Annotated in this window: 24 protein-coding genes; 6 read left to right on the forward strand and 18 right to left on the reverse strand. The window is 69.8% G+C overall.

The window, feature by feature from the left end; all coding sequences use genetic code 11:
- Positions 1 to 116: 116 nt before the first annotated feature.
- Both KGQ91_RS00345 and KGQ91_RS00350 read right to left on the reverse strand, forming a co-directional pair.
- The gene (locus KGQ91_RS00345; RefSeq protein WP_224419961.1) at positions 117 to 2654 is read right to left on the reverse strand and encodes an ABC transporter permease; all 2538 of its coding nucleotides are present in this window, start codon (positions 2652 to 2654) and stop codon (positions 117 to 119) included.
- Complete coding sequence (locus tag KGQ91_RS00350) at positions 2651 to 3379, reverse strand: ABC transporter ATP-binding protein (RefSeq protein WP_224419962.1); 729 nt, start codon at positions 3377 to 3379, stop codon at positions 2651 to 2653. Before KGQ91_RS00350 ends, KGQ91_RS00345 begins: the two co-directional genes overlap by 4 nt.
- Before the next feature lie 31 nt (positions 3380 to 3410).
- Between KGQ91_RS00350 and KGQ91_RS00355 the strand changes: the two genes are divergently transcribed.
- Positions 3411 to 4067 carry an arylesterase gene (locus KGQ91_RS00355; protein ID WP_377172356.1) on the forward strand — a complete coding sequence of 219 codons (657 nt, stop codon included), beginning with the start codon at positions 3411 to 3413 and terminating at the stop codon, positions 4065 to 4067.
- Positions 4068 to 4363: 296 nt separating this feature from the next.
- Here KGQ91_RS00355 and KGQ91_RS00360 read toward each other — a convergent pair whose 3' ends face one another.
- Together KGQ91_RS00360 and KGQ91_RS00365 are read right to left on the reverse strand one after the other, a co-directional pair.
- Entirely contained in the window at positions 4364 to 4852 is a 489-nt protein-coding gene (locus KGQ91_RS00360) for an REP-associated tyrosine transposase (protein ID WP_224419963.1), read from the reverse strand.
- Between the two features lie 280 nt (positions 4853 to 5132).
- A complete protein-coding gene (locus KGQ91_RS00365; RefSeq protein ID WP_224419964.1) occupies positions 5133 to 6020 on the reverse strand; it encodes a DMT family transporter in 888 nt (295 codons plus the stop codon).
- 119 nt (positions 6021 to 6139) lie between these two features.
- On the opposite strand from KGQ91_RS00365, the gene KGQ91_RS00370 reads away from it, so the two are divergent.
- Positions 6140 to 7141 (forward strand): zinc transporter ZntB, encoded by a 1002-nt coding sequence (locus tag KGQ91_RS00370; RefSeq protein WP_224416701.1) that lies wholly within the window; start codon positions 6140 to 6142, stop codon positions 7139 to 7141.
- Between the two features lie 227 nt (positions 7142 to 7368).
- Here KGQ91_RS00370 and KGQ91_RS00375 read toward each other — a convergent pair whose 3' ends face one another.
- Positions 7369 to 7638: an Rdx family protein gene (locus tag KGQ91_RS00375; protein WP_224419965.1), complete on the reverse strand. Its 270-nt coding sequence runs from the start codon at positions 7636 to 7638 to the stop codon at positions 7369 to 7371.
- Positions 7639 to 7744: 106 nt separating this feature from the next.
- On the opposite strand from KGQ91_RS00375, the gene KGQ91_RS00380 reads away from it, so the two are divergent.
- The 4 genes from KGQ91_RS00380 to ettA all read left to right on the forward strand — a co-directional run bounded on the left by KGQ91_RS00380 (position 7745) and on the right by ettA (position 11867).
- Complete coding sequence (locus tag KGQ91_RS00380) at positions 7745 to 9061, forward strand: MFS transporter (protein ID WP_224419966.1); 1317 nt, start codon at positions 7745 to 7747, stop codon at positions 9059 to 9061.
- A 99-nt stretch (positions 9062 to 9160) separates the two neighbouring features.
- Positions 9161 to 9595: a PAS domain-containing protein gene (locus tag KGQ91_RS00385; protein ID WP_224419967.1), complete on the forward strand. Its 435-nt coding sequence runs from the start codon at positions 9161 to 9163 to the stop codon at positions 9593 to 9595.
- Between the two features lie 134 nt (positions 9596 to 9729).
- Entirely contained in the window at positions 9730 to 9930 is a 201-nt protein-coding gene (locus tag KGQ91_RS00390) for a PA3496 family putative envelope integrity protein (RefSeq protein WP_224419968.1), read from the forward strand.
- A gap of 275 nt (positions 9931 to 10205) precedes the next feature.
- Complete coding sequence (gene ettA / locus KGQ91_RS00395) at positions 10206 to 11867, forward strand: energy-dependent translational throttle protein EttA (RefSeq protein ID WP_224419969.1); 1662 nt, start codon at positions 10206 to 10208, stop codon at positions 11865 to 11867.
- An 84-nt stretch (positions 11868 to 11951) separates the two neighbouring features.
- On the opposite strand, the gene KGQ91_RS00400 is transcribed toward ettA, so the two are convergent.
- The 13 genes from KGQ91_RS00400 to ftsB all read right to left on the reverse strand — a co-directional run bounded on the left by KGQ91_RS00400 (position 11952) and on the right by ftsB (position 23635).
- Complete coding sequence (locus tag KGQ91_RS00400; RefSeq protein ID WP_224419970.1) at positions 11952 to 12107, reverse strand: DUF1328 domain-containing protein; 156 nt, start codon at positions 12105 to 12107, stop codon at positions 11952 to 11954.
- Between the two features lie 119 nt (positions 12108 to 12226).
- Positions 12227 to 13141: an LpxL/LpxP family Kdo(2)-lipid IV(A) lauroyl/palmitoleoyl acyltransferase gene (lpxL, locus tag KGQ91_RS00405; RefSeq protein WP_224419971.1), complete on the reverse strand. Its 915-nt coding sequence runs from the start codon at positions 13139 to 13141 to the stop codon at positions 12227 to 12229.
- 291 nt (positions 13142 to 13432) lie between these two features.
- Positions 13433 to 14533, reverse strand: coding sequence for an alanine racemase (gene alr, locus KGQ91_RS00410; protein ID WP_224419972.1), 1101 nt, complete (start codon positions 14531 to 14533; stop codon positions 13433 to 13435).
- Positions 14534 to 14663: 130 nt separating this feature from the next.
- Positions 14664 to 16133, reverse strand: a complete 1470-nt coding sequence (locus KGQ91_RS00415; protein WP_224419973.1) for a TolC family outer membrane protein — start codon at positions 16131 to 16133, stop codon at positions 14664 to 14666.
- Between the two features lie 156 nt (positions 16134 to 16289).
- Positions 16290 to 17264, reverse strand: a complete 975-nt coding sequence (gene rpoS, locus KGQ91_RS00420) for an RNA polymerase sigma factor RpoS (protein ID WP_224419974.1) — start codon at positions 17262 to 17264, stop codon at positions 16290 to 16292.
- A gap of 156 nt (positions 17265 to 17420) precedes the next feature.
- A complete protein-coding gene (locus KGQ91_RS00425) occupies positions 17421 to 18605 on the reverse strand; it encodes a peptidoglycan DD-metalloendopeptidase family protein (protein ID WP_224419975.1) in 1185 nt (394 codons plus the stop codon).
- 4 nt (positions 18606 to 18609) lie between these two features.
- The gene (locus tag KGQ91_RS00430) at positions 18610 to 19539 is read right to left on the reverse strand and encodes a DUF368 domain-containing protein (protein WP_163649170.1); all 930 of its coding nucleotides are present in this window, start codon (positions 19537 to 19539) and stop codon (positions 18610 to 18612) included.
- Positions 19540 to 19608: 69 nt separating this feature from the next.
- Positions 19609 to 20304 carry a protein-L-isoaspartate(D-aspartate) O-methyltransferase gene (locus KGQ91_RS00435; RefSeq protein ID WP_224419976.1) on the reverse strand — a complete coding sequence of 232 codons (696 nt, stop codon included), beginning with the start codon at positions 20302 to 20304 and terminating at the stop codon, positions 19609 to 19611.
- Positions 20261 to 21016, reverse strand: a complete 756-nt coding sequence (surE, locus tag KGQ91_RS00440) for a 5'/3'-nucleotidase SurE (RefSeq protein WP_224419977.1) — start codon at positions 21014 to 21016, stop codon at positions 20261 to 20263. The genes KGQ91_RS00435 and surE overlap by 44 nt, the downstream gene beginning before the upstream one ends.
- 24 nt (positions 21017 to 21040) lie before the next feature.
- On the reverse strand, positions 21041 to 22099 hold the full coding sequence (gene truD / locus KGQ91_RS00445) for a tRNA pseudouridine(13) synthase TruD (protein WP_224419978.1): 1059 nt from the start codon (positions 22097 to 22099) through the stop codon (positions 21041 to 21043).
- A complete protein-coding gene (gene ispF, locus KGQ91_RS00450; RefSeq protein ID WP_318010294.1) occupies positions 22096 to 22581 on the reverse strand; it encodes a 2-C-methyl-D-erythritol 2,4-cyclodiphosphate synthase in 486 nt (161 codons plus the stop codon). The genes truD and ispF overlap by 4 nt, the downstream gene beginning before the upstream one ends.
- The gene (ispD, locus tag KGQ91_RS00455; RefSeq protein ID WP_224419980.1) at positions 22581 to 23303 is read right to left on the reverse strand and encodes a 2-C-methyl-D-erythritol 4-phosphate cytidylyltransferase; all 723 of its coding nucleotides are present in this window, start codon (positions 23301 to 23303) and stop codon (positions 22581 to 22583) included. The genes ispF and ispD overlap by 1 nt, the downstream gene beginning before the upstream one ends.
- The gene (ftsB, locus tag KGQ91_RS00460) at positions 23300 to 23635 is read right to left on the reverse strand and encodes a cell division protein FtsB (protein ID WP_224419981.1); all 336 of its coding nucleotides are present in this window, start codon (positions 23633 to 23635) and stop codon (positions 23300 to 23302) included. Before ftsB ends, ispD begins: the two co-directional genes overlap by 4 nt.
- Positions 23636 to 23713 lie beyond the last annotated feature (78 nt).

Here is a 23713-nt window from a genome sequence, read left to right on the forward strand (position 1 = left end):
TCGGGAAAGGGGATTCATCCCCGACGGCGGCGGCCCGGTGGCCGGCTCATCGCGACTGACGTCGCTCCCACAAGAAGCCGCTCCCATCATGGATAGCGTCATATGGCGTCCGGTGGTCATCCCTCCCCCAGCAGCCCCAGGCTGGTCACGGGCGCCTGGCGGCGCACGCCCCGGGACAGCCCGTGGCCGATCGCGCCGATCAGCAGCGCCCCGCCGAGGGGCAGCACCAGCCACAGCAGGCCGTGCAGGCGCGGCGGCAGGGCCAGCCAGTGGTAGAGGCCGAAGGCGGCAAGCTCGGTGAGCAACGCGGCCATCAGCCCGCTGGTCAGCCCCAGCAGGGCGAATTCCACGCCCTGCACCCGCGAGATCAGCCGGCCGCCGGCGCCGAAGACCCGCAGCAGGCCGCTTTCGTGGGCGCGCTGGGCGTGGCTGGCGGTCAGGGCGGCATAGAGCACGCTGACCCCGGCCAGCAGCACGAAGGCCAGCACCAGCTCCACCGCGCGGGTCACCTGGTCGAGCAGCTCGCGCACCCGGCCGAGGATGGCGTCGACGTTGAGCAGCGAGACGCCCGGATAGGCACGCACCAGCCTGGCCAGCACATCGCCGTGGGCGGCGGCATCGAGGTGGAAGGCGGTGAGGTAGCTGTGGCCGTAGCGCTCCAGCACCCCGGGCGGGAAGATGACGTAGAAGTTGGGGCGGAAGCTGTCCCAGTCGAGGTCGCGCAGGCTGGTGATGCGCCCGGTGACCCGCTCGCTGCCGATGGTGAAGCTCAGGGTGTCGCCGAGCCCCACGCCGAGCCGCGCGGCGAGCCCGCTTTCCAGCGAGATCGGCACCGGGCCGTCGCCACCCGCCTGTCCGGCGTCGGCGGCGAACCACTCGCCGGCCACCACGCGGTTGCCCTCGGGCACCTCGGTCTGCCAGGTCAGGTTGAGCTCGCGGCGCAGGGCGTTGTCGCCGCGGCTGTCTTCCGGCACCGCGGCCTCCGGCGAGCGCCCGTCGATGGCGGTGATCCGCCCGCGCACCATCGGGTAGAGCGCGGTGCGGGTGTCGGCGACGGCGTCGAGCAGCTCGACGAAGCCCTCGCGCTCGGCGGGCTGGATGTTGATGGCGAAGAAGTTGGGCGTGTCGGCGGGCAGCTGGGTCTGCCAGGTGGTCAGCAGATCGCCGCGCACCAGGGTGATGATCGCCATCGCCGCGAAGGTCACGGCGAAGGCCAGCAGCTGGCCGAGGCTGGCCCGGCGGCGACGCGCCAGCTGGCTGCCGCCCAGGCGCACCGCACGCACCCAGCCGCCCTGCCGCTCGCCGCCGCCGAATGCCTTCACCGCCCGCAGCATCAGCCCCAGCAGCAGCCAGCCCAGCCCCCACAGCAGCGCCAGCGCGACCAGCCCGCCGACCAGCAGCGTGGCGGCCAGCGCCGGATCGCCGGAGTAGAGCCACAGCAGCGCGCCGAACACCAGGCCGGCCACGGCCACCACCAGCCAGGCGGCGGCCGGCAGCGGGTCGAGCTCGCGGCGCAGCACCTTGAGCGCGCTGACCCGCTTCAGGCGCAGCAGGGTCGGCCCGGCGAAGCCGACCAGCACGGCCAGCGCGGTGAGCACCCCGAGCAGCAGCGGCAGCACCCCGGGCGGCGGCAGCTCCAGCGGCAGGAAGCGGGACAGCAGCGCCAGCAGCGCGGCCTGCCCGGCCATGCCCAGCAGCGCCCCGGCCACCGAGGCGGCCAGCGCCAGCCACAGCAGCTGCCAGGCGAACAGGGTCGCCAGCTTACGCTGCGAGGCGCCGAAGCAGCGCAGCAGCGCGGCGGTATCCAGGTGGCGGTCGACGTAGCGCCGCGTGGCCATCGCCACCGCCACCCCGGCCAGCAGCACCGCCGCCAGCCCGGCCAGGCTCAGGTACTTGTCGGCGCGCTCCAGGGCACTGCCCAGCTGAGGGCGGTCGTCGCGCACGTCCACCACCCGGACCCCCTGCGCCGCCAGCCGCTCGAGGGTAGCCGACACCGCCGCCACCGCGCCGGGCGGTCCCTTGGCGAGCAGCTCGTACTCGATGCGCGAGCCGGGGCGCACCAGGCCGGTGGCCTCGAGATCCGTCCGGCGCATCATCAGCCGCGGGCTGAAGGCCGAGAACCCCGCACTCTGGTCGGGCTCGCGCTCGATCAGCCCGGTCACGGCCAGCTCGCTGGCGCCGACCCGGACCGTCTCGCCGAGCGTCACGTCGAGCAGCTGCGCCAGGCGCGGGGCGATCCACACGCCGCCCGGCTCGGGGCCGCGGGCCAGCGCCTCGACGCCGTCGCCGCGATCGACCCGCACCTCGCCGTAGAGCGGATAGGCGGCATCGACCACCTTGAGGCTGGCCAGCTGGAAGGCATCACTGCGACTGACCATCGACACCATGTCGACCTGGTCGGAGAGCGTCAGGCCGGCCTCGCGCAGGCTCGCGCGCAGGGCGTCGTCGAACGGCTCGCCCTGCTCGAGCTTGATGTCGCCGCCGGTGAGCTGCCCGGCCTGGCGGGTCAGCCCCCGGTCCAGCCGGTCGAGGAAGAAGCCGATCATGGTCGTGGCGGCCACGGCCAGGGCCAGGGCGACGAACAGCGCGCGCACGTCGCCGGCCCGCAGGTCGCGGCGCAGCCCCTTGAGCGAGAGCGCCAGCCAGTGGGTCATGCCTGCACCTCGTCGGGTCGCAGCGCGATCAGTCGCCCGGCGTCCAGGCGCAGGCAGCGGTCGCAGCGCCGCGCCAGGTGCGGGTCGTGGGTGACCAGCACCAGGGTGGTGCCGGCCTCGCGGTTGAGCGCGAACAGCAGGTCGATGATCGCCCCGCCGGTGTCGCGGTCGAGGTTGCCGGTGGGCTCGTCGGCGAACACCAGTTCCGGCTCGGTGACGAAGGCCCGCGCCACGGCGACCCGCTGCTGCTCGCCGCCGGAGAGCTGCTTGGGCAGATGATCGAGCCGCTCGCCGAGGCCGACCCGGGCCAGCCACTCGCGTGCCCGCTGCGGATGATCGCGGCCCGGCACCAGCTCCAGCGGCAGCAGCACGTTCTCCAGGGCGGTCAGGGTCGGCAGCAGCTGGAAGTTCTGGAACACGAAGCCCACCCGGCCGGCTCGCAGCGCGGCGCGGCCGTCCTCGTCCAGCGCGCCCAGCGAGGCGCCGAACAGCGTCAACTCGCCGCCGCTGGGCGTGTCGAGCCCCGCCAGCAGGCCGAGCAGGGTCGACTTGCCGGCCCCGGAACTTCCCAGGATCGCCACGCTCTCACCCCGGGACACGTCGAGGTCCAGGTCGTCGAGGATCGTCAGGTTCCGTTCGCCGCTGACGACCTGCTTGGTCAGGCCGCGAGCCTGTAGAATCGAGGACTCTTCAACAGCGGATTCACGCGCCCGGGAGTTGGACATGAGACAAGCGTTTCCTGTGACTGGTCGGTTCATGCTGCTGCCCCTGCTGGTCATGTGGCTGGGGATGGCCTCGGCGTTCGCCGCCGGCTCCGGCACCACGCTGCTGGTAATGGGCGACAGCCTGAGCGCCGGCTACGGCATCGAGCGCGATCGCGGCTGGGTCGCCCTGCTCGACGCCCGCCTGCCCGACTCGGTCACGGTGGTCAACGCCAGCATCAGCGGCGAGACCACCGCCGGCGGCGCGACCCGCCTGCCCGAGCTGCTCGCACGCCACACCCCCGACATCGTGGTGATCGAGCTGGGCGGCAACGACGGGCTGCGCGGCCTGCCGCCGACCCAGATGCGCGCCAACCTGGCCAAAATGATCGAAGCCACGCGTGACAGCGGTGCCCGGGTGCTGCTGGTGGGCATCGAGGTGCCGCCCAACTACGGTCAAGCCTATGCCGAGGCGTTCCGCCAGGTCTATCACGATCTTGCCGAGCGCTACCAGGTACCGCTGGTGCCCTTCCTGCTCGACGGCGTGGCGCTGGACGACTCGCTGATGCAGGACGACGGCCTCCACCCCAACGCCGAGGCCCAGCCGCAGCTGCTCGACAACGTCTGGCCGGCGCTGGAGAAGCTGCTGCCCCAAGGCGGGGGCAAATTCAGTCGCGACGGGTCGACCGCCGGGCACCGCCGTCGGGAATAACCCCCTCCCACAGGTTGGGGATGCCTGCACCGGAGAACCGGGATTTGTGTGGGAACGACTTCAGTCGCGAGGAACCGGCCACGGGGCCACCGCCGTCGGGGATCAATCCCCTCCCACGAGACCACCGATCAGGTCGGGCAGCATGGACAAGCCGTTGTGGGAGCGACTTCAGTCGCGAGGAACCCGCCACGGGGCCACCGCCGTCGGGGATCAATCCCCTCCCACAAGACCACCGATCAGGTCGGGCAGCATGGACAAGCCGTTGTGGGAGCGACTTCAGTCGCGAGGAAAAGCCATCAAAGCCACACTGCATCCCAGTGAGGATATTGCCCCACAGTCTCGACCAGACCAGCCCGCAAGGGATTGGCAATGATATAGCGGGCCACCGTCTTCAGGTCCTCCTCGCGACGAAGCAGCCGATCATGAAAGCCAGTCTCCCAGACAGGTCCCTGACGTTGCAGGTAGTGATTGATGCTCCGGGCCGAGCGCCCCTTGAATCGCCTGACCACCTGACTCAGAGAGCGCACATCGCCCAGGGTGAACAGCCAGTGCACATGATCCGGCATGACGACGAAACTCTGCGAACACAGCCATGCTTCTTCATGCAGTTGCTGCATTTCACGAATGACCAATCGCGCTGCCCGCCAGTCCACCATCAGAAACGACCGCTGATGGGTGCAGGTGGTGACAAGGTAAGCATGCCCGGGCATGGAGCGGCGTCCTGAGCGCAATGCACGATATCCCGGTGCCGCATCCAACCATTTTCCTCCCCTGTTCAGCGCCACTCTGAGCCTCCGCCTGGATGTACAAGCTCATCAGGATGCTCATGGCCGGGACACCCATCCCGGCAACGCTCGTTTCGTGCCTGACTCATCGCGACTGAAGTCGCTCCCACAAGCATCTGCCTTCCCGATACCATTGGACTTCGCCTTGTGGGAAGGGATTACCGCCGTCAACACAGCCCCCGGTGGCCGATTCATCATGACGGGAGCCGCTCCCATCACTATTACCGCAGTCCCGCTGCTTCCGACAGCCCTGGCCTGGCGGCAAACTCGCCCTCCTCTCTCACGCCGGTTCGGCACCCGGGCTCTTCTGCAGCTGCTGGAGGCCGAGACCGGCGAGGATCAGCACCAGCCCCACCAGGGTCGAGGCGAGAATCGGCTCGCCGACCACCCAGTGCAGCAGCAGCAGCGAGACCGGCGGCGAGAGGAAGATCAGGTTGGCGACCCGGGCGGTGCGCGAGACCTGATGCACCGCCATCTGCCAGAGCACGAAGGCGAAGCCCATCTCGAACAGCCCTACGTAGACCCCGGCGCCGAGACTCCCCCAGCCGTGCCAGGCGAAGCCCGGGCCGGCGGCGACGATCCCCGTCAGCACCGGCAGGCCGACGCTGAAGTTCTGCCACTGGGCGACCAGCGGCTCGCGCTCGTCGCGGGCGTTGAGCAGCCAGTAGAGCGCCCACAGCAGGGTCGAGGCCAGCGCCAGCAGCACGCCGAGCGGGTCGGCGAAGGCGACGTCGAACACCCGGCCGCGGGTGGCGATGGTCCACACCCCGGCGTAGGCGACCAGCCCGGCCAGCACGTCGCGCGGGGTCAGCCGCTGGCCGAGGATCGGCACGGCGAGAAACGCCATGGCCAGCGCCCAGGTATAGTTGAGCGCCATGGCCTCCTGGCCGGGCAGGCGGTCGTAGGCGGCGAACAGCGTCAGGTAGTAGGCCACCGGGTTCATCAGCCCGGCCCACAGCGCGGTGCGCCAGCCGCCGCGCAGCGCGCTGCCCAGCTGACCACGACGCACCACCAGCACGCCGATCAGCAGCCACGAGACCAGCGCGGCGATCCACATCAGCTCGACCGGGGTCATCGTCGTCAGGGCCAGCTTGAAGGCGGTGGCCACGGTCGACCACAGCCCCACCGCCCCCGTGCCGTAGAGTATCGCGCGCTGATCCCGGGTCATGGTCGCTCCCTGCTTGTCTGATCCTGCGGGTACATTAGGATGATGCCGGACAGCCTAACCGGCCCGTGCCCGGCTGGCGACCGCGTTCCCCCTTCACCCCCCGACCCGCAGGAGACGCCATGGTGACCGCTTCCGCTTCCCTCGATCCGCCCGCCAACGGCAGCGCCTTCGTCAGCGCCTATCGCCTCGACGCTCGGGGCGGCGGCACGGCGCTCGACGACGCGACCCTGCGGCGGGCCTGGCATGAGGACGAGGCGCCGCTGTGGCTGCACCTGGACTTCCGCCAGGCGGATGTCACCGACTACCTGCAGACGGTGGCCGAGCTCGACGAGGCGGTGATCGAGGCGCTGCTCGAGCCCGACACCCGGCCGCGGGTCGCCCGCTTCGGCGACGGCGTGGTCACCACCCTGCGCGGGCTGGGCCTGGAGGGCGGCGCACGGCCGGAAGAGATGATCTCGCTGCGCGTGTGGGTCACGCCCCGCCGGCTGATCACCCTGCGGCGCCTGCCGCTGCGGGCGGTCAGCGTGGTGCGCCAGCGCATCGATGCCGGCGACGGCGCCCTGTCGATCCCCGACCTGCTGGCCTGGCTGGTCGAGACCCTGGTCGACCAGGTGGGCGACGTCACCCACCAGCTGGAGGACCGCATGGCCGAGCTGGAGGACGCCCAGCTCGGCGACACCAACATCGACGCCGATGACCTGACACGCATTCGTCGGCCACTGATCACGCTGCGCCGCTTCATGGGTCCGCAGCGCGACTGCCTGGCCCAGCTGGCCCAGGGGCCGACCTGGTTCGACGAGGACAGCCGGATCTCGATCCGCGAGAGCGCCAACCAGCTGTCGCGCTACGTGGAGGACTTCAACGCCATGCAGGAGCGGGCGCTGATCCTGCAGGAGCAACTGTGGAGCGAGCACAACGAACGCCTCAACCAGCGCATGTACATGCTGGCGATCATCACCACGGTGTTCCTCCCGCTGAGCTTTCTCACCGGCCTGCTGGGGGTGAACGTCGGCGGCATCCCCGGCGCCGACAGCCCCCACGGCTTCGTGGTCTTCCTGCTGATCACCCTGGGGCTGGGGGTGGCGGTGATGGTGCTGCTCAAGCGCAAGCGGTGGTGGTAACCCGCCGGTCGACAGGGTCCGCCGGGCTGTGGGAGCGACTTCAGTCGCGATGAAGCGGCCCTCGAGACCCCGCTATCGGGGATGAATCCCCTCCCACAAGACCAGCCATCAGACCGGGCAGCATGGACAAGCCGTTGTCATTGTGGGAGCGACTTCAGTCGCGATCAATCGGCCACCGGGCACCGCTATCGGGGATGAATCCCCTCCCACAAGATAACCCGGCGAGCCTAGCGATCGACATGGCCGAGGTCGCGCTCGGGATCGAGCCGGTCGCGGACCCGGCGCTTGAGCTCCTTGACGTCGGGGAAGCCGCCGTCGCGCTTGCGCTCCCAGAGCGGCTGGTCGTCGTAGAGCACCTCGAAGTGCCCGCCGTGACTGGGGGCCAGCGCCACCTCCGCCAGGTCCTCGCCGAAGGTGGAGAGCAGCTCCTGAGCGTACCAGGCGGCGCGCAGAAGCCAGTTGCATTGCGTGCAATAATGGATGCGAATCCGGGCCATGATGACCTCCATGGGTTGGGTCCGGCCCGATGATAACAAGCCCCCGTGCCCGGCGATGCCCCCGGGCAAGGGCGACAACATAGAGTAGACGACGAGGGAACGCGACATGGGTGATGCGAACGCCAGCCAGTCCCGCCTCTACGAGTGGCTGACCGGCGACGAGGACAGCCGGATGTGCCGGGACATCTCCGAGGCCGCCTGCCGGGAGCAACCGGGCAACTTCTTCCGCCACCTGCTGGCCTCGCTGGGCAACAAGCTGGCCGACGAGCTGTCCAGCGCCCGGCTGGTGCTGCCCTGGCTGCTGGGTGCCATCGGCGCGCCGGTGTGGATGGTGGGGCTGCTGGTGCCGATCCGCGAGGCCGGCGCCCTGCTGCCGCAGGTGCTGATCGCCGGCGTCGCCCGCCGCCTGCCGCAGCGCAAGTGGATCTGGGTGATCGGCGGGCTGATCCAGGCGTTCAGCGCCGCCCTGCTGGCCGCGCTGGCGCTGCTCGGCCACGGCGGCCTCGGCGGCGCGCTGGTGCTGGCGGTGCTGGTGGCGCTGTCGCTGGCCCGCGGGCTGTCGTCGATCGCCACCAAGGATGTGCTGGGCAAGACCATCGCCAAGCAGCGCCGCGGCAACCTGATGGGCTGGAGCGGCAGTGCCGCCGGCGCCGTGACGCTGGCCGCCGGCGCGGTGCTGATGCTGTTCAACGACCGGCCCGGCCAGCTGGCGCTGGCGGTGCTGCTGGCCATCGCCGCGCTGGGCTGGCTGGTCAACGCCGCCTGCGCGGCCGCGATCCGCGAGGAGCCCGGCGCCACCGAGGGCGGCGAGAGCGCCTGGCAGAGTCTCGGCGAGGGCATCGCCCGGCTGCGCCGCGACCGCGCCTTCCAGCGCTTCAACCTGGCGCGCGCCCTGCTGCTGTCGAGCGCCCTGGCCCTGCCCTACATCGCGTTGCTGGGCCAGAACCAGGGCGGCGCGCAGCTGGGCGGGCTGGGCGTGCTGATCCTGGTCTCGGGCGTCGCCGGCATGATCGCCAGCCCCGTCTGGGGCAAGCGGGCCGATGCCTCGAGCCGCCGGGTGATGCGCGATGCCGGCCTCGCCGCCGCCGTCTGCTGCCTGGCCGCCGCGGCCGTGGCCTGGGCGCCGGGCGCCTGGAGCGCGACGATCTGGCCCTACGCCCTGCTCTACGGCGCGCTGGTGATCGCCCATGCCGGCGTGCGCCTGGGCCGCAAGACCTATGTCGTGGACCTGGCCGGGGCCGAGGACCGCGCCCTCTACGTGGCCTTGTCGAACACCCTGACCGGGGTGCTGATGCTGCTGGTCGGCGGGCTGATCGGGGCGCTGGCGCAATGGATCGGCAGCGCGGCGCTGCTGCTGGTACTGGCGGGCTGCGCGCTGGCGGCGGCGTTCTGTGCTCACGGCCTGCCCGAGGTCGAGTCGTGACACGTCGTCGCGTTGCATTCCCGTCATCCACTGGTCAAGATGACGGCAAAAACGCCGTCGGGATGTCCCGCCACGGCCATCGTCAAGGACAGCCGCACCATGAAACGACCGCCGATGATCGACGCCAAGCTCCTGGAACGCATTGTCGATGCCTCCGAAGACGGCATCGTGGTCGCCGAGCAGGAGGGCGACGAGCACATCCTCATCTACGTCAACCAGGGCTTCGAGCGGCTGACGGGCTACAGCACCGACGAGATCCTCTACCGCGACTGCCGCTTCCTGCAGAATGACGACCGCGACCAGCCGGCGCTCGAGCGCATTCGCCAGGCCCTCGCCGAGAAGCGGCCGTGCCGCGAGGTGCTGCGCAACTACCGCAAGGACGGCAGCCTGTTCTACAACGAACTGTCGATCACGCCGGTCTTCGACGAGCAGGACCAGCTGACCTACTTCATCGGCGTGCAGAAGGACGTGACGCCGCTGGTCGAGGCCCTGGAGGAGCTCGAAACCCTCAAGGCCGGACGCGACGCCGGCTGACCCTGCCGGGGCACCCCGCGGCCCCGGCGATGAATTTCCCGTGACCCTCTTGTGCCGCGCGGCGAGTGACGCTATATAGCGAGCAGAACCGCCCGGGCATCTCCGCCCGCCAGCCAGGGTCATGGGAGGTCATCATGAACCGTGAATCCTTCATCGAAGAAGCGGATTACTTCGACGCCGTCAACGACGCGCATTTCTCCCGATCACGCGGCAACCGCCACGACACCCTGCGCGCCCGACGCCGGGTCGAGGCCCTGCTGGAAGAACGCCGCCTGAAGCGTGCCATCGAGGACGACTGGCTCAGCGAGCTGGACGGCGAGGAAGAGGAGGAGTAACCGCTGCCTCAGCGCGAACTGGTTCGCGCTGAACCGGCCGCCGGGCCCCGCCGTCGGGGATGAATCCCCTCCCACAAAATCCACAGTCAAGCTGACCGGCATGCTCACGGCTGTTGTGGGCGGGTTGTGGCGGGAGCGGCGTCAGCCGCAAGGAACCGGCCACCGGGCCCCGTCATCGGACACAGACTGTCTGCTGCCCGGGCCGGCTGGCCTTTCGAGGTTGCCGCCACTATCATCGATGGGCTTTACCTTCACCTCCAACCGACCGGATATCCATGGCGCAATACGTCTTCACCATGAACCGGGTGGGCAAGATCGTGCCCCCCAAGCGCGAGATCCTCAAGGATATCTCGCTGTCCTTCTTCCCCGGCGCGAAGATCGGCGTGCTCGGCCTGAACGGCGCGGGCAAGTCGACGCTGCTGCGGATCATGGCCGGGGTCGATACCGAGTACACCGGCGAAGCACGGCCCATGCCCGGCCTGAACATCGGCTACCTGCCCCAGGAGCCCGAGCTCGATGACAGCAAGACGGTGCGCGAGACCGTCGAGGAAGCCGTCAGCGAGATCAAGGACGCTCAGACGCAGCTGGACGGTGTCTACGCCGCCTACGCCGAGCCGGATGCCGACTTCGACGCCCTGGCCGCCGAGCAGGCGCGACTCGAGAACCTGATCGAGGCCGCCGACGCCCACAACCTGGAGCGCAAGCTCGAGGTCGCCGCCGAGGCGCTGCGCCTGCCGCCCTGGGAAGCCAATGTCGGCGTGCTCTCGGGGGGCGAACGCCGCCGCGTGGCGCTGTGCCGCCTGCTGCTCTCCAACCCGGACATGCTGCTGCTCGACGAGCCCACCAACCACCTGGATGCCGAGTCGGTGGCCTGGCTCGAGCGCTTCCTGCACGACTACGCGGGCACCGTGGTGGCGATCACCCACGACCGCTACTTCCTCGACAACGTCGCCGGCTGGATTCTCGAGCTCGACCGCGGTCAGGGCATTCCCTTCGAGGGCAACTACTCCGACTGGCTGGAAGCCAAGGAGAAGCGCCTGGAGCAGGAAGCCAAGCAGGAAGCCTCGCGCAACAAGGCGATCAAGCAGGAACTCGAGTGGGTGCGCAGCAACGCCAAGGGCCGTCAGGCCAAGAGCAAGGCACGCCTGAACCGCTTCGAGGAAATGCAGTCCGGCGACTTCCAGAAGCGCAACGAGACCAACGAGATCTACATTCCGCCCGGCCCGCGGCTCGGCGACAAGGTCATCGAGCTGCACGGCGTCACCAAGCGCTACGGCGACAAGCTGCTGTTCGAGGACCTGTCGTTCCAGGTCCCCAAGGGGGCGATCGTCGGCATCATCGGCGGTAACGGCGCCGGCAAGTCATCCCTGTTCCGCCTGATCAACGGCACCGAGACCCCGGACGCCGGCGAGGTGGTGGTCGGCGAGACCGTGCAGGTCGCCTACGTCGAGCAGATGCGCGACGCCCTCGACAACAAGCAGACCGTCTGGGAAGCGGTGTCCGACGGCCAGGACATCCTCAACATCAACGGCTACGAGGTGTCGTCGCGGGCCTACGTGGGTCGCTTCAACTTCAAGGGCAACGACCAGCAGAAGCGTTTGTCGGAGCTGTCCGGCGGCGAGCGCGGTCGCCTGCAGCTGGCCCAGACCCTCAAGCAGGGCGCCAACGTGCTGCTGCTCGACGAGCCCTCCAACGACCTGGACATCGAGACGCTGCGCGCCCTGGAAGAAGCCCTGCTGGCCTTCCCCGGCTGCGCGCTGGTGATCTCCCACGACCGCTGGTTCCTCGACCGCATCGCCACCCACATCCTCGCCTACGAGGGCGACTCCGAGGTGGTGTTCTTCGAGGGCAACTACAGCGACTACGAGGCGGACCATCGCAAGCGCGTGGGCAACGACACGCCCCACCGCATGAAGTACAAGCGCATCGACGCCTGACGGCAGCGTTCGCGACAGCAGACGCAGAAGGCCCGCGGAGGTTGCCCCCCGCGGGCCTTCTCGCGTGACGGACCCTGCCCGCCGCTATCGCCGGCTGCGGATGAGCGACACGATGAACAGGATCAGGAACACCACGAACAGGATCTTGGCGATGGTCGCGGCCACACCCGCGACGCCACCGAAGCCCAGCACGGCGGCGATGATGGCAATGATCAGGAAGATGATGGCGTAGTTGAGCATGCGTGTCGTCCTTGTGTCGGCGGGGTTTCCCTGTGATCGGCGGCCGTGCCACCGATCACGCGACTTGAGCGTCGTAGGGAAATGCCGAAGCGTCAAGGCAAAGGGCGAGGGCCCGGTCGTCAGTAGAAGCCCGGCTCGCCGCGCGGGCGCGTCTTGAAGCGCCGGTGCAGCCACAGGTACTGCTCGGGATGACGGCGTATCGCCGCCTCGATCACCGCGTTGATGCGCGCGGCGTCGGCGACCTCGTCGCCGCTGGGGAAGCCTTCCAGCGCCGGCAGGTATTCCAGGGTGTAGGTGCGATCGTCCGGGTTGCGGTGAAAGATCAGCGGCATCACCGGCGCCCCGGTCATCCGCGCGATCTTGGCGGTGAGCTTGATGGTCGCCGCCTCGATGCCGAAGAACGGGGCGAAGACGCTCGCCTCGCGCCCGAAGTCCTGGTCCGGCGAGTACCACACCGCATGGCCGGCCTTGATGCGCCGTACCACGCCGCGCAGGTCGTGGCGATCGATCGCCCGGCCGAAGATGTGCGAGCGCGCCCGGGTCATGAAACGCTCGAACAGCGGGTTGTCGTGGGGCCGATAGACCACGTCGGCGGGAAAATACAGCGAGTGCAGCGCGCCGCCGAGGTCCAGCGTCGAGAAGTGGATGCCGATGATCAGCGCGCCCCTGCCGCGGGCCAGCGCCTGGTGCATGTGCTCCTCGCCGCGAAAGGTCACGCGGTGGCGCAGGTGCTCCGGGTCGCGGCACCAGCCGGTGGCGGTCTCGAGGATGCCGACGCCGTTGGCGAGGAAGGTGCGCTTGACCAGTCGGGCGCGTTCGTCATCGCTCAGCTCGGGAAAGCACAGCCGCAGGTTGGTCTCGGTGATGTGACGGCGGCGCCCGGCGAACCGCCAGGCCAGCCAGCCGATCAGCCGCCCCGTGGCCAGCTTGAGCCGCCACGGCAGCCAGGCGCCCAGGCGCATCAGGCCGATGGACAGCCAGGTGGGCCAGTAGCGGGGATGGGCGAAGGACGGCGAGGAGGACGAATCGGCCATGGAAACGATAACTTCCTGCTGAGAAAAGTGCCTAGTTTACCCAGCGGCACCGGATTCGTCAGCGCGCCGGCCGGGAGGCGAGCCGGTTCGTGCTGAGCCACGTTCCTGTGGAAGCGACGTCAGTCGCGATGAACCAAGTACTTGTGGGAGCGACTTCAGTCGCGAGGAACCCGCCACGGGGCCACCGCTGTCGGGGATGAATCCCCTCCCACAAGACCACCGAACAGACCGGGCAGCATGGACAAGCCGTTGCGGGAGCGACGTCAGTCGCGACACGACACTCGCTCCATGTCAGGAGGACTGGTAATACCGCGGCACCCGCGGCAGGATGCCGGTCATCAGCGTATAGCTGATGGTGTCGCAGTAGCGGGCCACTTCATCCACCGAGAGCACGGCCCCGCTGTCGTCGCGCCCCCACAGCACCACCCGGCTGCCGATGCCGGCGCCCGGCAGGTCGGTCAGATCCACCGTGGCCATGTCCATCGAGACCTTGCCCGCCAGGCCGCAGCGCTGGCCGTCGACCAGCACCGGGGTGCCGTCGACGGCATGGCGATCGTAGCCGTCGCCGTAGCCGACGGCGATCACGCCGATCCGCGAGCGTCGCGGCGCCCGCCAGCGGCCGCCGTACCCCACCGGCTCGCCGGCGTCGATCTCGCGCACGGCGATGATCTCGGAGCGCAGCGTCATCACCGGCCGCAGATCCCGGGCGGCGTCGTTCTCGCCCTCCAGCGGGTTGCTGCCGTAGAGCATCACGCCGGGGCGGTTCCAGGCGCCGTGGGCCCGCGGCCAGGCCAGGGTCGCCGGGGAGTTGGCCAGGCACAGCGGCGCGCCGAGCCGCCCGGCCAGCGCCTCGACCTGCGCCATCTGGTGCTGGAAGTAGCCGGGATCGAGGGCGTCGGCGGTGGCGAAGTGGGTCATCAGGTGCAGGTCGGTGACCCGCTCGGGCGCCGCGCGCAGGCGCTGCCAGGCCGCCTCGGCCTGCGCCGGCGGGAAGCCCAGGCGGTGCATGCCGGTGTCCACCTTGAGCCAGGCGGGAATCGGCCGGCGCGGATGATGGGCCAGCAGCGCGTCGAGCTGCCAGTCGCTGTGCACGGCGACCCACAGGCCCAGGGCCTCGACCTGCTCGAGCTCGTCGGCGGAGAAGATGCCCTCGAGCAGGACGATCGGCCGCTGGATGCCGGCGGCCCGCAGCGTCTGCGCCTCCTCGAGGCAGGCCACGGCGAAGGCCGGCGCCAGCGGCTCGAGCGCCCGGGCGCAGGCGACCGCGCCATGGCCGTAGGCGTCGGCCTTGAGCACCGCCAGCGCCCGGCTGCCGGGCGCGAGCTCCCGGGCCAGACGGTAGTTGTGACGCAGGGCGGCGAGATCGATGTCGGCGTGCAGCGGCCGGGCCATGGGCGGGACTCCTGATGGGGCAAAAGACCTCATTATTTAGCAGCCGCCCGGGGATTTCACCCTGTATAACGCCCAAAGAAGCGGCCCCGGACAGAGGAATCGCCTGCCCGGGGCCCAGTGGCGCCTGGAATCACTCGGCCGGCGGCGTCGGCGGCGCGCCGATATCCATGATGGCGGCATCCCCGCCGTTCGCATCGGCGGGCAGGTCGAGACGCACGTTCTCGGTCTCGCTCAGCCAGTCGTTCACGGTGCGCAGCGCCTCGGTATCCAGGGTGCCCGACTCGCGGCGCAGCCCCAGCATGTCGGTGACGTAGGCGTAGCGCGACTGGGCGTAGCTGGCCAGGGCGTCGTAGAGGTTCTGCTCGGCCTGCAGCACGTCGACGATGTTGCGCGTGCCCACCTGGTAGCCGGAGCGGGTCGCCTCGAGCGCGCTGCGGTTGGAGACCACCGCCTGACGCCGCGCCTCGACGGTCTGCACGTCGTTGACCACCTGGGTGTAGAACGAGCGCACCTGCTGGGTGGTCTGGCGGCGCTGCGCCTCGAAGTCGTACTGCGAGGCCTCGAGCTTGTAGGTGTTGCTCTTCACCTGGGCGCTGGTGCTGCCGCCGTGGAAGATCGGCACGCTGGCCTGCAGGCCGATCTCGGCGCCGGAGTTGTGCCCCGAGAGATAGTCGATGTCGTTGTTCGAATAGTTGTAATCGGCGTAGGCGTCGAGGGTCGGCAGATGGCCGGCCCGCGCGATATCGACGTTGTCGCGGGCGATGTCGATCCCCTTGCGGGTCGCCAGCAGCGTGGGGTTGTTTTCCATGGCCATCGACACCCAGGCGTCACGGGTCGCGGGCTTGGGCGTCTCGATGGGAATGTCGCCGGCCAGCCCCTCGATCGAGTCGTAGCGCTTGCCGGTCAGGCGCTCGAGGGCCTCGAAGCTGACCTGCAGGTCGTTGGCGGCGGCGATGCGCTGCGCCCGGGCCAGATCGTAGGAGGCCTGCGCCTCGTGCACGTCGGTGATCGCGATCAGCCCGACCTGGAACTGCTCCTTGGCCTGCTCGAGCTGACGCCGAATGGCCTTCTCCTGGGCCACGCGGGCGGCGAGGATGTCGCGCGCCTGGAGAATCGCGAAATAGGCATCGGACACGTCGAAGAGCACCTGCTGGCGCGTCTGCTCCAGGGTCAGCGACTGCTGGTCGACCTGCTTCTCGCTGCGCTTGAGCTCATACCAGTTGGTGGCGTCGAACAGCGCCTGGGTCGCCTGAACGCTGACGCTGGCCGAGTTGTAGTTGTCGTCGCTGGGCGAACCGGTGGGCTGGGGCTGGGTGCTGGTCTGGCGCTCGAAGGTACGATTGTTGGCGACGCTGGCCTGGGCGTCGATCTGCGGCAGCAGATCGCCCCGCTGCACATCGCGGCTGGCTTCGGTGCTCTGGTAGGTGGAGCGGGACGAGGCCAGGGTGGCGTTGTTGTCGAGGGCGTCGCGGGCGATCGACCAGAGATCGGCGGCCTGGGCGGGCGAGGCGAGTGCCGCCGCCACCAGCAGCGGCAGCAGGCGCCAGCGGGCGCCGGGCACGCGCGAGCGGCGCGTGAAGAGAGCTTGTCGGGACGGCATCGGTATTATTCCTTTCACTAGAAGCAAGCCGGGACGGCATTATACATACAATGCCGCATGTTAGCTTGCGAATCAAACGCGCGAAACGCCCGCTGCAACGACGAACGCGGGCCTCGGCCCGCGTTCGTCGTCATCGTTGCCCTGTCGCCGCCGGGCTCACTCGAAGATGGCGTCCAGGGAGAGCCCCTGCTTCTCGAGCACGCGACGCAGCTTCTTCAGCGCCTCGACCTGGATCTGGCGAACCCGCTCGCGGGTCAGGCCGATCTCCTCGCCGACCTCCTCGAGGGTGGCCGCCTCGTGGCCGCGCAGACCGAAGCGGCGCACCACGACCTCCATCTGCTTGTCGGTCAGCTCCGCCAGCCAGTCCTCGACGTGCTCCTTGACGTCGACATCCACCAGCGAGGACTCCGGGCCGCTCTCGTTCTCGTCGGCCAGGGTCTCGATCAGCGGCTTGTCGCTTTCGGTGCCCAGCGGGTAGTCCACCGACGAGATGCGCTCGTTGAGGCCCAGCATCTTCTTGACCGTGGCCACCGGCTTGTCGAGAAACTCGGCGATCTCCTCGGCGGTGGCCTCGTGGTCGAGCTTCTGGGTCAGCTCACGGGCGGCGCGCAGGTAGATGTTGAGTTCCTTGACCACGTGGATCGGCAGGCGGATCGTCCGGGTCTGGTTCATCAGCGCCCGCTCGATGGTCTGACGGATCCACCAGGTGGCGTAGGTGGAGAAGCGGAAGCCGCGCTCCGGATCGAACTTCTCGACGGCACGGATCAGGCCCAGGTTGCCCTCCTCGATGAGGTCGAGCAGCGACAGCCCGCGATTGAGATAGCGGCGGGCGATCTTGACCACCAGCCGCAGGTTGGATTCGATCATGCGCTGCCGACCGGCCGGGTCCCCCTTCTGTGCCAGGCGGCCGAAATGCACCTCCTCTTCCGGGGTCAGCAGCGGCGAAAAACCGATTTCGTTGAGATAGATCTGGGTGGCATCCAGACTCTGGTGGTAGTGGTTGTCCTCGCGGCTCAGCGCCTTCTCGAACGCTGCCTCTTCCTTGGCATCCGCGGCATCGTCAATGACCTGCACCTCGTCATCCGTATCGTTGAGATCGACATCCTGAAGGTCCCGTTCAAGCATGCTCATGTCGCTACCCCGTTAGTCTGCTGCTCGGCTGTGCAGCCGTGATTCGGCTCGGTGTTGTTATTGTCGACCTGTCTCTGGGGCGACCGGATGTGCGGTCGTCCGTCCCTGTAACGGGAAGCCGCCCATGCGGCTTCCCACTCCCCTCGCCTCGGCGCCTCAGCGCGCCGGCAGGTAGTCGAGGGGATCCCGAGGCTGGCCATCCTTGCGGACCTCGAAATGCAGCTTGACGCCATCGGCATCGGAGTTGCCCATCGTGGCGATCACCTCACCCGCCTTGACGACATCATTTTCCTTCACCCTCAGGCTGTCATTGTGCGCGTAGGCACTCAGGAAATGGTCGTTGTGCTTGAGGAGGATGAGGTTGCCGTAGCCGCGTACGCCACTGCCTGCATAGACGACGATACCCGGGCCGGCAGCCTTGACAGGTTGCCCCTTTTGCCCGGCGATATCAATGCCGGCGGTGATGTTAGAGTTGTCAGAAAAACGTCCAACGATCTTGCCCTCGGTCGGCCATTGCCAGGAGATGTTCGTCACCGGCTGATAGCTGCGCTGCGCCGGTTTCGGCGCCTCGGCACCGCCCGCGACCGCCGTGCCGGCATCGGCCTGCTGGCCACTGTCAGCCTTCGCCTTATTGGCGGATGACACCTTGGCGCCTTGGCCAGTATCGCCGCCGCGGGATGACACGGCGGTGTCGGTTTTCTTGCGCGCGGACGACGACGCGGATCCGGTGGCGGCCGCCTTCGACGTCTCGGCGCTGCCGGTGTCGCGGGCCGCCGAGGCGGCCGTTGATGCCTTGTCGGCCGTTCCGGTCTTGCTTGAGCCCGCGTGCTCATAGACCGGGCCCGGAGCCTGCATGGCGCCGGAGCGGTTGCCGACGCCGGCGGCCGTGGCCAAGGCCCGGCGCTCCGGCGAGCCGTCATCCTGCGAACCGGCCGCCGCCGTACCGGAAGCCTCGCCCCCGGTGCCGGCCAGCAGCCAGTCGGGGTTCTGGGGCGATGCCGCACCGCCCGCGCCACCCGCCCCATCGTCGGGACGGGCCACCGCCGGCGCGGCACCGGTACCGCTCGAGGCGCCGGCATCGGCGGACTCGCTCAGCCGCAGGGTCTGGCCGGGCTGGATGCGATAGGGCGGCGTGATGCCGTTGAGGCGCGCCAGCTCGCGGAAATCCATGTTGTTGCGCCAGGCGATGCCGTAGAGGGTGTCGCCCGCCTCCACGGTGACGGTCTGCCGGGGCGCCTGTTCCCGGCTGGTCGACAGATCGCTGACCTGGGGCGGGGCCTCGGGGGCCGCACAGCCCGCCACCGCCAGCGACAGCATCGAAATCACAACGGCCTTGCGCATGGATTCATGACTCCTTGAAAGATGACGTGGAACGTTCCCCCACCGCCAGTACCAGCACCAGGCCGACGGCCATCAGCGCCAGGGCCGCGGCCAGCTGCGCCGGCTCGCCGGTCAGGGCGCTGTAGTCGCCGGGCAGCAGGTAGCGGTAATCCAGCGGAATCACCTGCTGGTCCGGTCCCAGCTGGTAGCTGACCATCTCGCGCCAGGGCCACAGCAGCGGCAGCGAGCCGAGGATGAAGCCCACCAGCAGCTGCAGCGTCGCCGTGTGGTAGTGGCGGAACAGCCAGGACAGCAGCCGCGACATGGTCAGCAGGCCGACCAGGCAGCCGGCGCCGAACTGGAGGATCAGGCCGGCATCCATTCCCTTGATGCCGGTCATCACCGTGCCGTAAAGCCCCATGGTCAGCAACAGGAAACTGCCCGAGACGCCGGGCAGCAGCATGGCGCTGATGGCGATCGCCCCGCCGACCATCAGTCGCAGGCTGCCCAGGCCGGACAGCGCCGGCATCAGGCTGGGCAGCCATTGCGCCAGCAGCATGCCCACCGCCAGCGGCAGCACGTGCCACAGCCGCCAGCCATCCACATGGCGCATCACCACCACGGCCGAGGCGGCGACCAGGCCGAAGAAGAAGGCGTTGAGCAGCAGCGGGTGCGCCGCCAGCAGGTAGGTGACCAGGTGCGCGACGCTGATCAGGCTGGCGGCGATCCCGGCGAGCAGCGGCAGCAGGAAGGCCAGGTTGAGGTGCGCCACCAGCCCGCGCGCACCGCCGCGGCGCCAGGCCGTCCAGGCGGTGGGGCCGAACCGGCGGATGGAGTGGATCAGCTCCTCGTAGATCCCGGTAATGAAGGCGATGGTCCCGCCGGAGACGCCCGGCACGGCGTCCGCCGCCCCCATGCCCGCGCCCTTGAAGAACAGCTTAAGCGCTCGTTTCAACGCCCGACTCCTCTGGATCAATGTCAAAAAGTGCTCGCCCGTGACAGCCACGGGATACCGGCGCCGTCGTCACTGGATGATGCCCTCCAGCAGCGGCACGAAGCGCACCCGCTCGAGGCGCTGCTGTGCATAGCCGTCGCCGCGACGCACGATGCGGGTCAGCCACTGGACGCCCTCGGCGTCGGCCAGCGGCGCGACCAGGGTTCCGCCATCGCTCAACTGCGACAACAGCGCCCCGGGAAGTTCACTCGCGCAGGCGGTCAGCAGGATGGTGTCGAAGGGCGCCGCCTCCGGCCAGCCGTGGGCGCCGTCGGTCAGCCGCAGGCGCACGTTGTGCGCGCCGAGCCGGGCCAGGCGCATCCGCGCCCGGGTCTGCAGGCTGCGGATGCGCTCCAGCGACCATACCGCATCGACCAGCCGCGACAGGATCAGGGTCTGGTAGCCGGAACCGGTGCCCACCTCCAGCACGCGTCGCGCACCGCTGGCCAGCACCAGCTCGCTCATGCGCGCGACCATCCAGGGCTGCGAGAGCGTCTGGCCGAAGCCGATGGGCAGGGAGGTATCCTCGTAGGCACGGTGGGCCAGCGCCTCGTCGACGAACAGGTGGCGCGGCTCGCGGGCCAGTGCCGCGAGCACCCGGGTATCCGTGATGCCGGCCTCGGCCAGGCGCCCCACCATGCGATCGCGGGTGCGCTGCGAGGTCATGCCGATGCCGCTGAGTTCACGCGAGTCGTGACAGCGCATCGAGCCAGCCCTGTACGTCATGCAGCGCCCCGTGGCGAGTCAGGTCGGTCTGCAACGGGGTGATCGACACGTAGCCACCCTCGACGGCGGCGAAGTCGGTGTCGGGTCCGTCATCGGCGTTCTCGCCCACCGCAGCGATCCAGTAGCGGGTACGGCCGCGCGGGTCGGTGACCGGCAGCGGGCGCTGCGCCGGGCCGCGATAGCCCAGCCGGGTGACGCGAAAGCCGCGGATCGCCTCCCAGGGCAGGTCGGGCACATTGACGTTGAGCAGGCTGCGCGGCGGCAGCGACAGCGAGTCCGCCGCCCCCACCAGGCTCGCCGCGACCCGCCCGGCGGTAGCGAAGTGGTGCGAGCCCGCCAGCGATACGGCGATCGCCGGCATGCCCAGGTTGCGGCCTTCCATGGCGGCGGCCACGGTGCCCGAGTAGAGCACGTCGTCGCCCAGGTTGCTGCCGTGGTTGATGCCCGAGATCACCAGGTCGGGTCGCTCGTCCCAGACACCGTTGACCCCCAGATAGACGCAGTCCGCCGGCGTGCCGTCGACGCTGTAGAAGCCGTTGTCGAGCGCGGTCAGCGCCAGTGGCCGGGTCAGGGTCAGCGAGTTGCTGGCGCCGCTCTTGTCGCGGTCCGGCGCCACCACGCGCACGCGGGCATGGGCCGCCAGCGCTTCATACAGCGCCTTGAGTCCCGGGGCGTGAACCCCATCGTCGTTGGAAAGCAGCAGTTTTCGCATCGCTCGGTCTCCTCGGGCCGCACGCTACAGGGTGGGATGGCACAGCAGCTCGCGCAGTACGGCGGTGGCGAAGGCCCCGCGCGGCAGGGTGAAGCCGAGCGTCGCCGTCTCGCCCTCGTGACGCAGCTCGGCCGCCACCGGACGCACCCGCAGGGCGCGCCGCGCGGTGCGTACCCCGCTCTCCGCCAGCGCCGCGCACAACCCGGCATGCGCCGCGCCCAGGCCCTGTTCGAGCGCGGCGGCCGCCTCCCGCGCCGTGGACTCCCCCGCGCCCCACAGCAACCCGGCCGGGTGCACGTCGCCCGCCGCGACGCGCCCGGCCAGTTCGGCATCCGGCGCCTCGGCCACGAACAGGCTCTGCGTGCCGTCGAGCATCAGCACCTCGCCCGGCAGTGCCCGGTCCCAGTCGCCACGGCGCACCCGCTCGGCCAGCAGCTCGTTGAACAGGTAGCTGCGCGCCGCCGAGAGCAGCATGCCCTGGCGGTCGTCGCGCTTGCGCCACCCTCGGGCGAGTATGCCACAGGCGCGCTGCAGGTTACGGCCTTCGGGGCCGAAACGCTGGGGGCCGAAGTAGTTGGGCACCCCCGCCTCGCGGATGCGTTCCCAGCGCGACGCGAAGGCGGGATGAACGACCGCCGACCCACCGAGGCGCAGGCGAAAGCGGTTGCCGCGATGCACGCCGCGCTTGAGCTTGCGCGGATGGCGGGCCTGCTCGAGCAGCGTCACCTGCGCCGCGGCCAGCCGCTCGGCCAGGTCCGTCGGGGCCTCGCGCCCCGGCAGATGCACCGACAGCCACTGCCGGGTCACCGCGAAGCGATCCTTCATGCCCGCGTAGCCGACGTCCCGCGGCGTCACCTCGCAGGCCCGAGCCACCCGGCGCGCCAGCTCGGGCGTGCCCAGGTCGCGCTTTTCCAGCCACAGCCAGAGATGCTCGCCCTCGCCTTCCGGAGCGAAGCCCAGCCACTCCTCGACCACGAAGTCCTCGGGCACGAGGCGGTACTCGCCGGCGACCGGCGGGTCGCCATGGGCCCGCGGCCAATCGGGGGGCCAGGCCGGAACGGGAATCGCATGCCTTGTGCTCACCCGGCTGCCTCCGCCGCCATCAGCAGCACCACTGCCTCGGCGGCGATGCCCTCGCCGCGACCGGTGAAGCCCAGCCGCTCGGTGGTGGTGGCCTTGACGTTGACCGCCCCGAGCGCCACGCCCAGATCGCCGGCGATGGCCTCGCGCATGGCGGGAATGTGGACGACGAGCCGGGGAGCCTGGGCGATCACCGTGGCGTCGAGGTTGGCGACGGCGTAGCCCGCCTCGCCGACCCGCGCCATCACGTCGCGCAGCAACGCCCGGCTGTCGGCGCCGGCCCAGCGGGGGTCGGTATCGGGAAAGTGCCGGCCGATGTCGCCCAGCGCGCATGCGCCCAGCAGGGCGTCGCACAGGGCGTGCAGCAGCACGTCGCCGTCCGAGTGGGCGATGACGCCGTGATCATGGGCGATGCGCACGCCGCCGATCATCACATGGTCGCCTTCGCCGAAGCGGTGAACGTCGAAACCGTGGCCGATTCGCATCATGCGGGAGTCTCTCCGGAACAGGCAGGGGCCTCCTGGGCGGCGAGAATCTGCGCCGCCAGGGCGAGGTCTTCGGGATGGGTGATCTTGAGGTTGTCGCGGCGGCCGGCGACCAGGCGCGGCGCCAGGTCCAGCGCCTCGACCGCCGAGGCCTCGTCGGTGACCGCCACGCCGGTGGCCCGGGCATGGTGCAGAGCCCGGCACAGCAGGCCGTAGCGGAATCCCTGGGGGGTCAGGGCGTGCCACAGCCCGTCGCGGGGCTCGGTGGCGACGATGCGCCCGGCGGCATCGGCACGCTTCATGGTGTCGGCCACCGGTGAGGCCAACAGCGCGCCGACCGGCTCGCCGACCAGCGCCTCGCGCAGGCGCGCGAGATCCGCCGGATGCACGCAGGGCCGCGCCACGTCATGCACCAGCACCAGATCGTCGTTCGCGGCCTCCTCGGCCAGCGCGTCCAGCGCGTTGACCACGCTGTCGGCCCGCTCGGCGCCACCCTCGACCCGCCGCCAGTCGGCGAAGGGCACCATCGTCGGCGAGAACCAGGCATCCTCGGCATCCAGGCACAGGCACAGCCGCGCCTCGGGGAAGGCACGGTGCAGGCGCGCCAGGGTACGCGCCATGACGCTGGCGCCGGCCAGCGTCAGGTACTGCTTGGGCCGCTCGGCCCCCATGCGGCGGCCGCGCCCGGCCGCCGGCACGATCAGCCATATCCGCTCGCTCATGGTCGCGCCTCCGTGTCCGTGCCGGGCCGGCTCGGCGCCGGCTCGCCGTCGGGCACCTTGACGTCGGGCACCCAGAAGAACTGTTCATCCTTGCGGATCATGCCGATATCGCTGCGCGCCCGCTCCTCGATGGCGTCCAGGCCGTTCTTGAGGTCGATCACCTCGGCCGCCAGGCGCTGGTTGCGCTCGCGCAGGGTCGCGTTTTCGTCGTCCAGGGTGTCGGCGCGCGCGCGGATGTGGGTCAGTTCGCGCACGCCCCCCTCCCCCAGCCACAGGCGGTACTGCAACAGGCCGAGCAGCGCGAGCAGCACCACGGCGAGCCACTTGAGCATCGAGGCTATCCCTTCCAGTCGAGGCAATCCGGCGCATTATGCCATCATGACCGGTGACTTGCCGACGACCGGCGGTCG

The organism is Modicisalibacter tunisiensis, assembly GCF_020148005.1.
Taxonomy (GTDB): Bacteria; Pseudomonadota; Gammaproteobacteria; order Pseudomonadales; family Halomonadaceae; genus Modicisalibacter; species Modicisalibacter tunisiensis.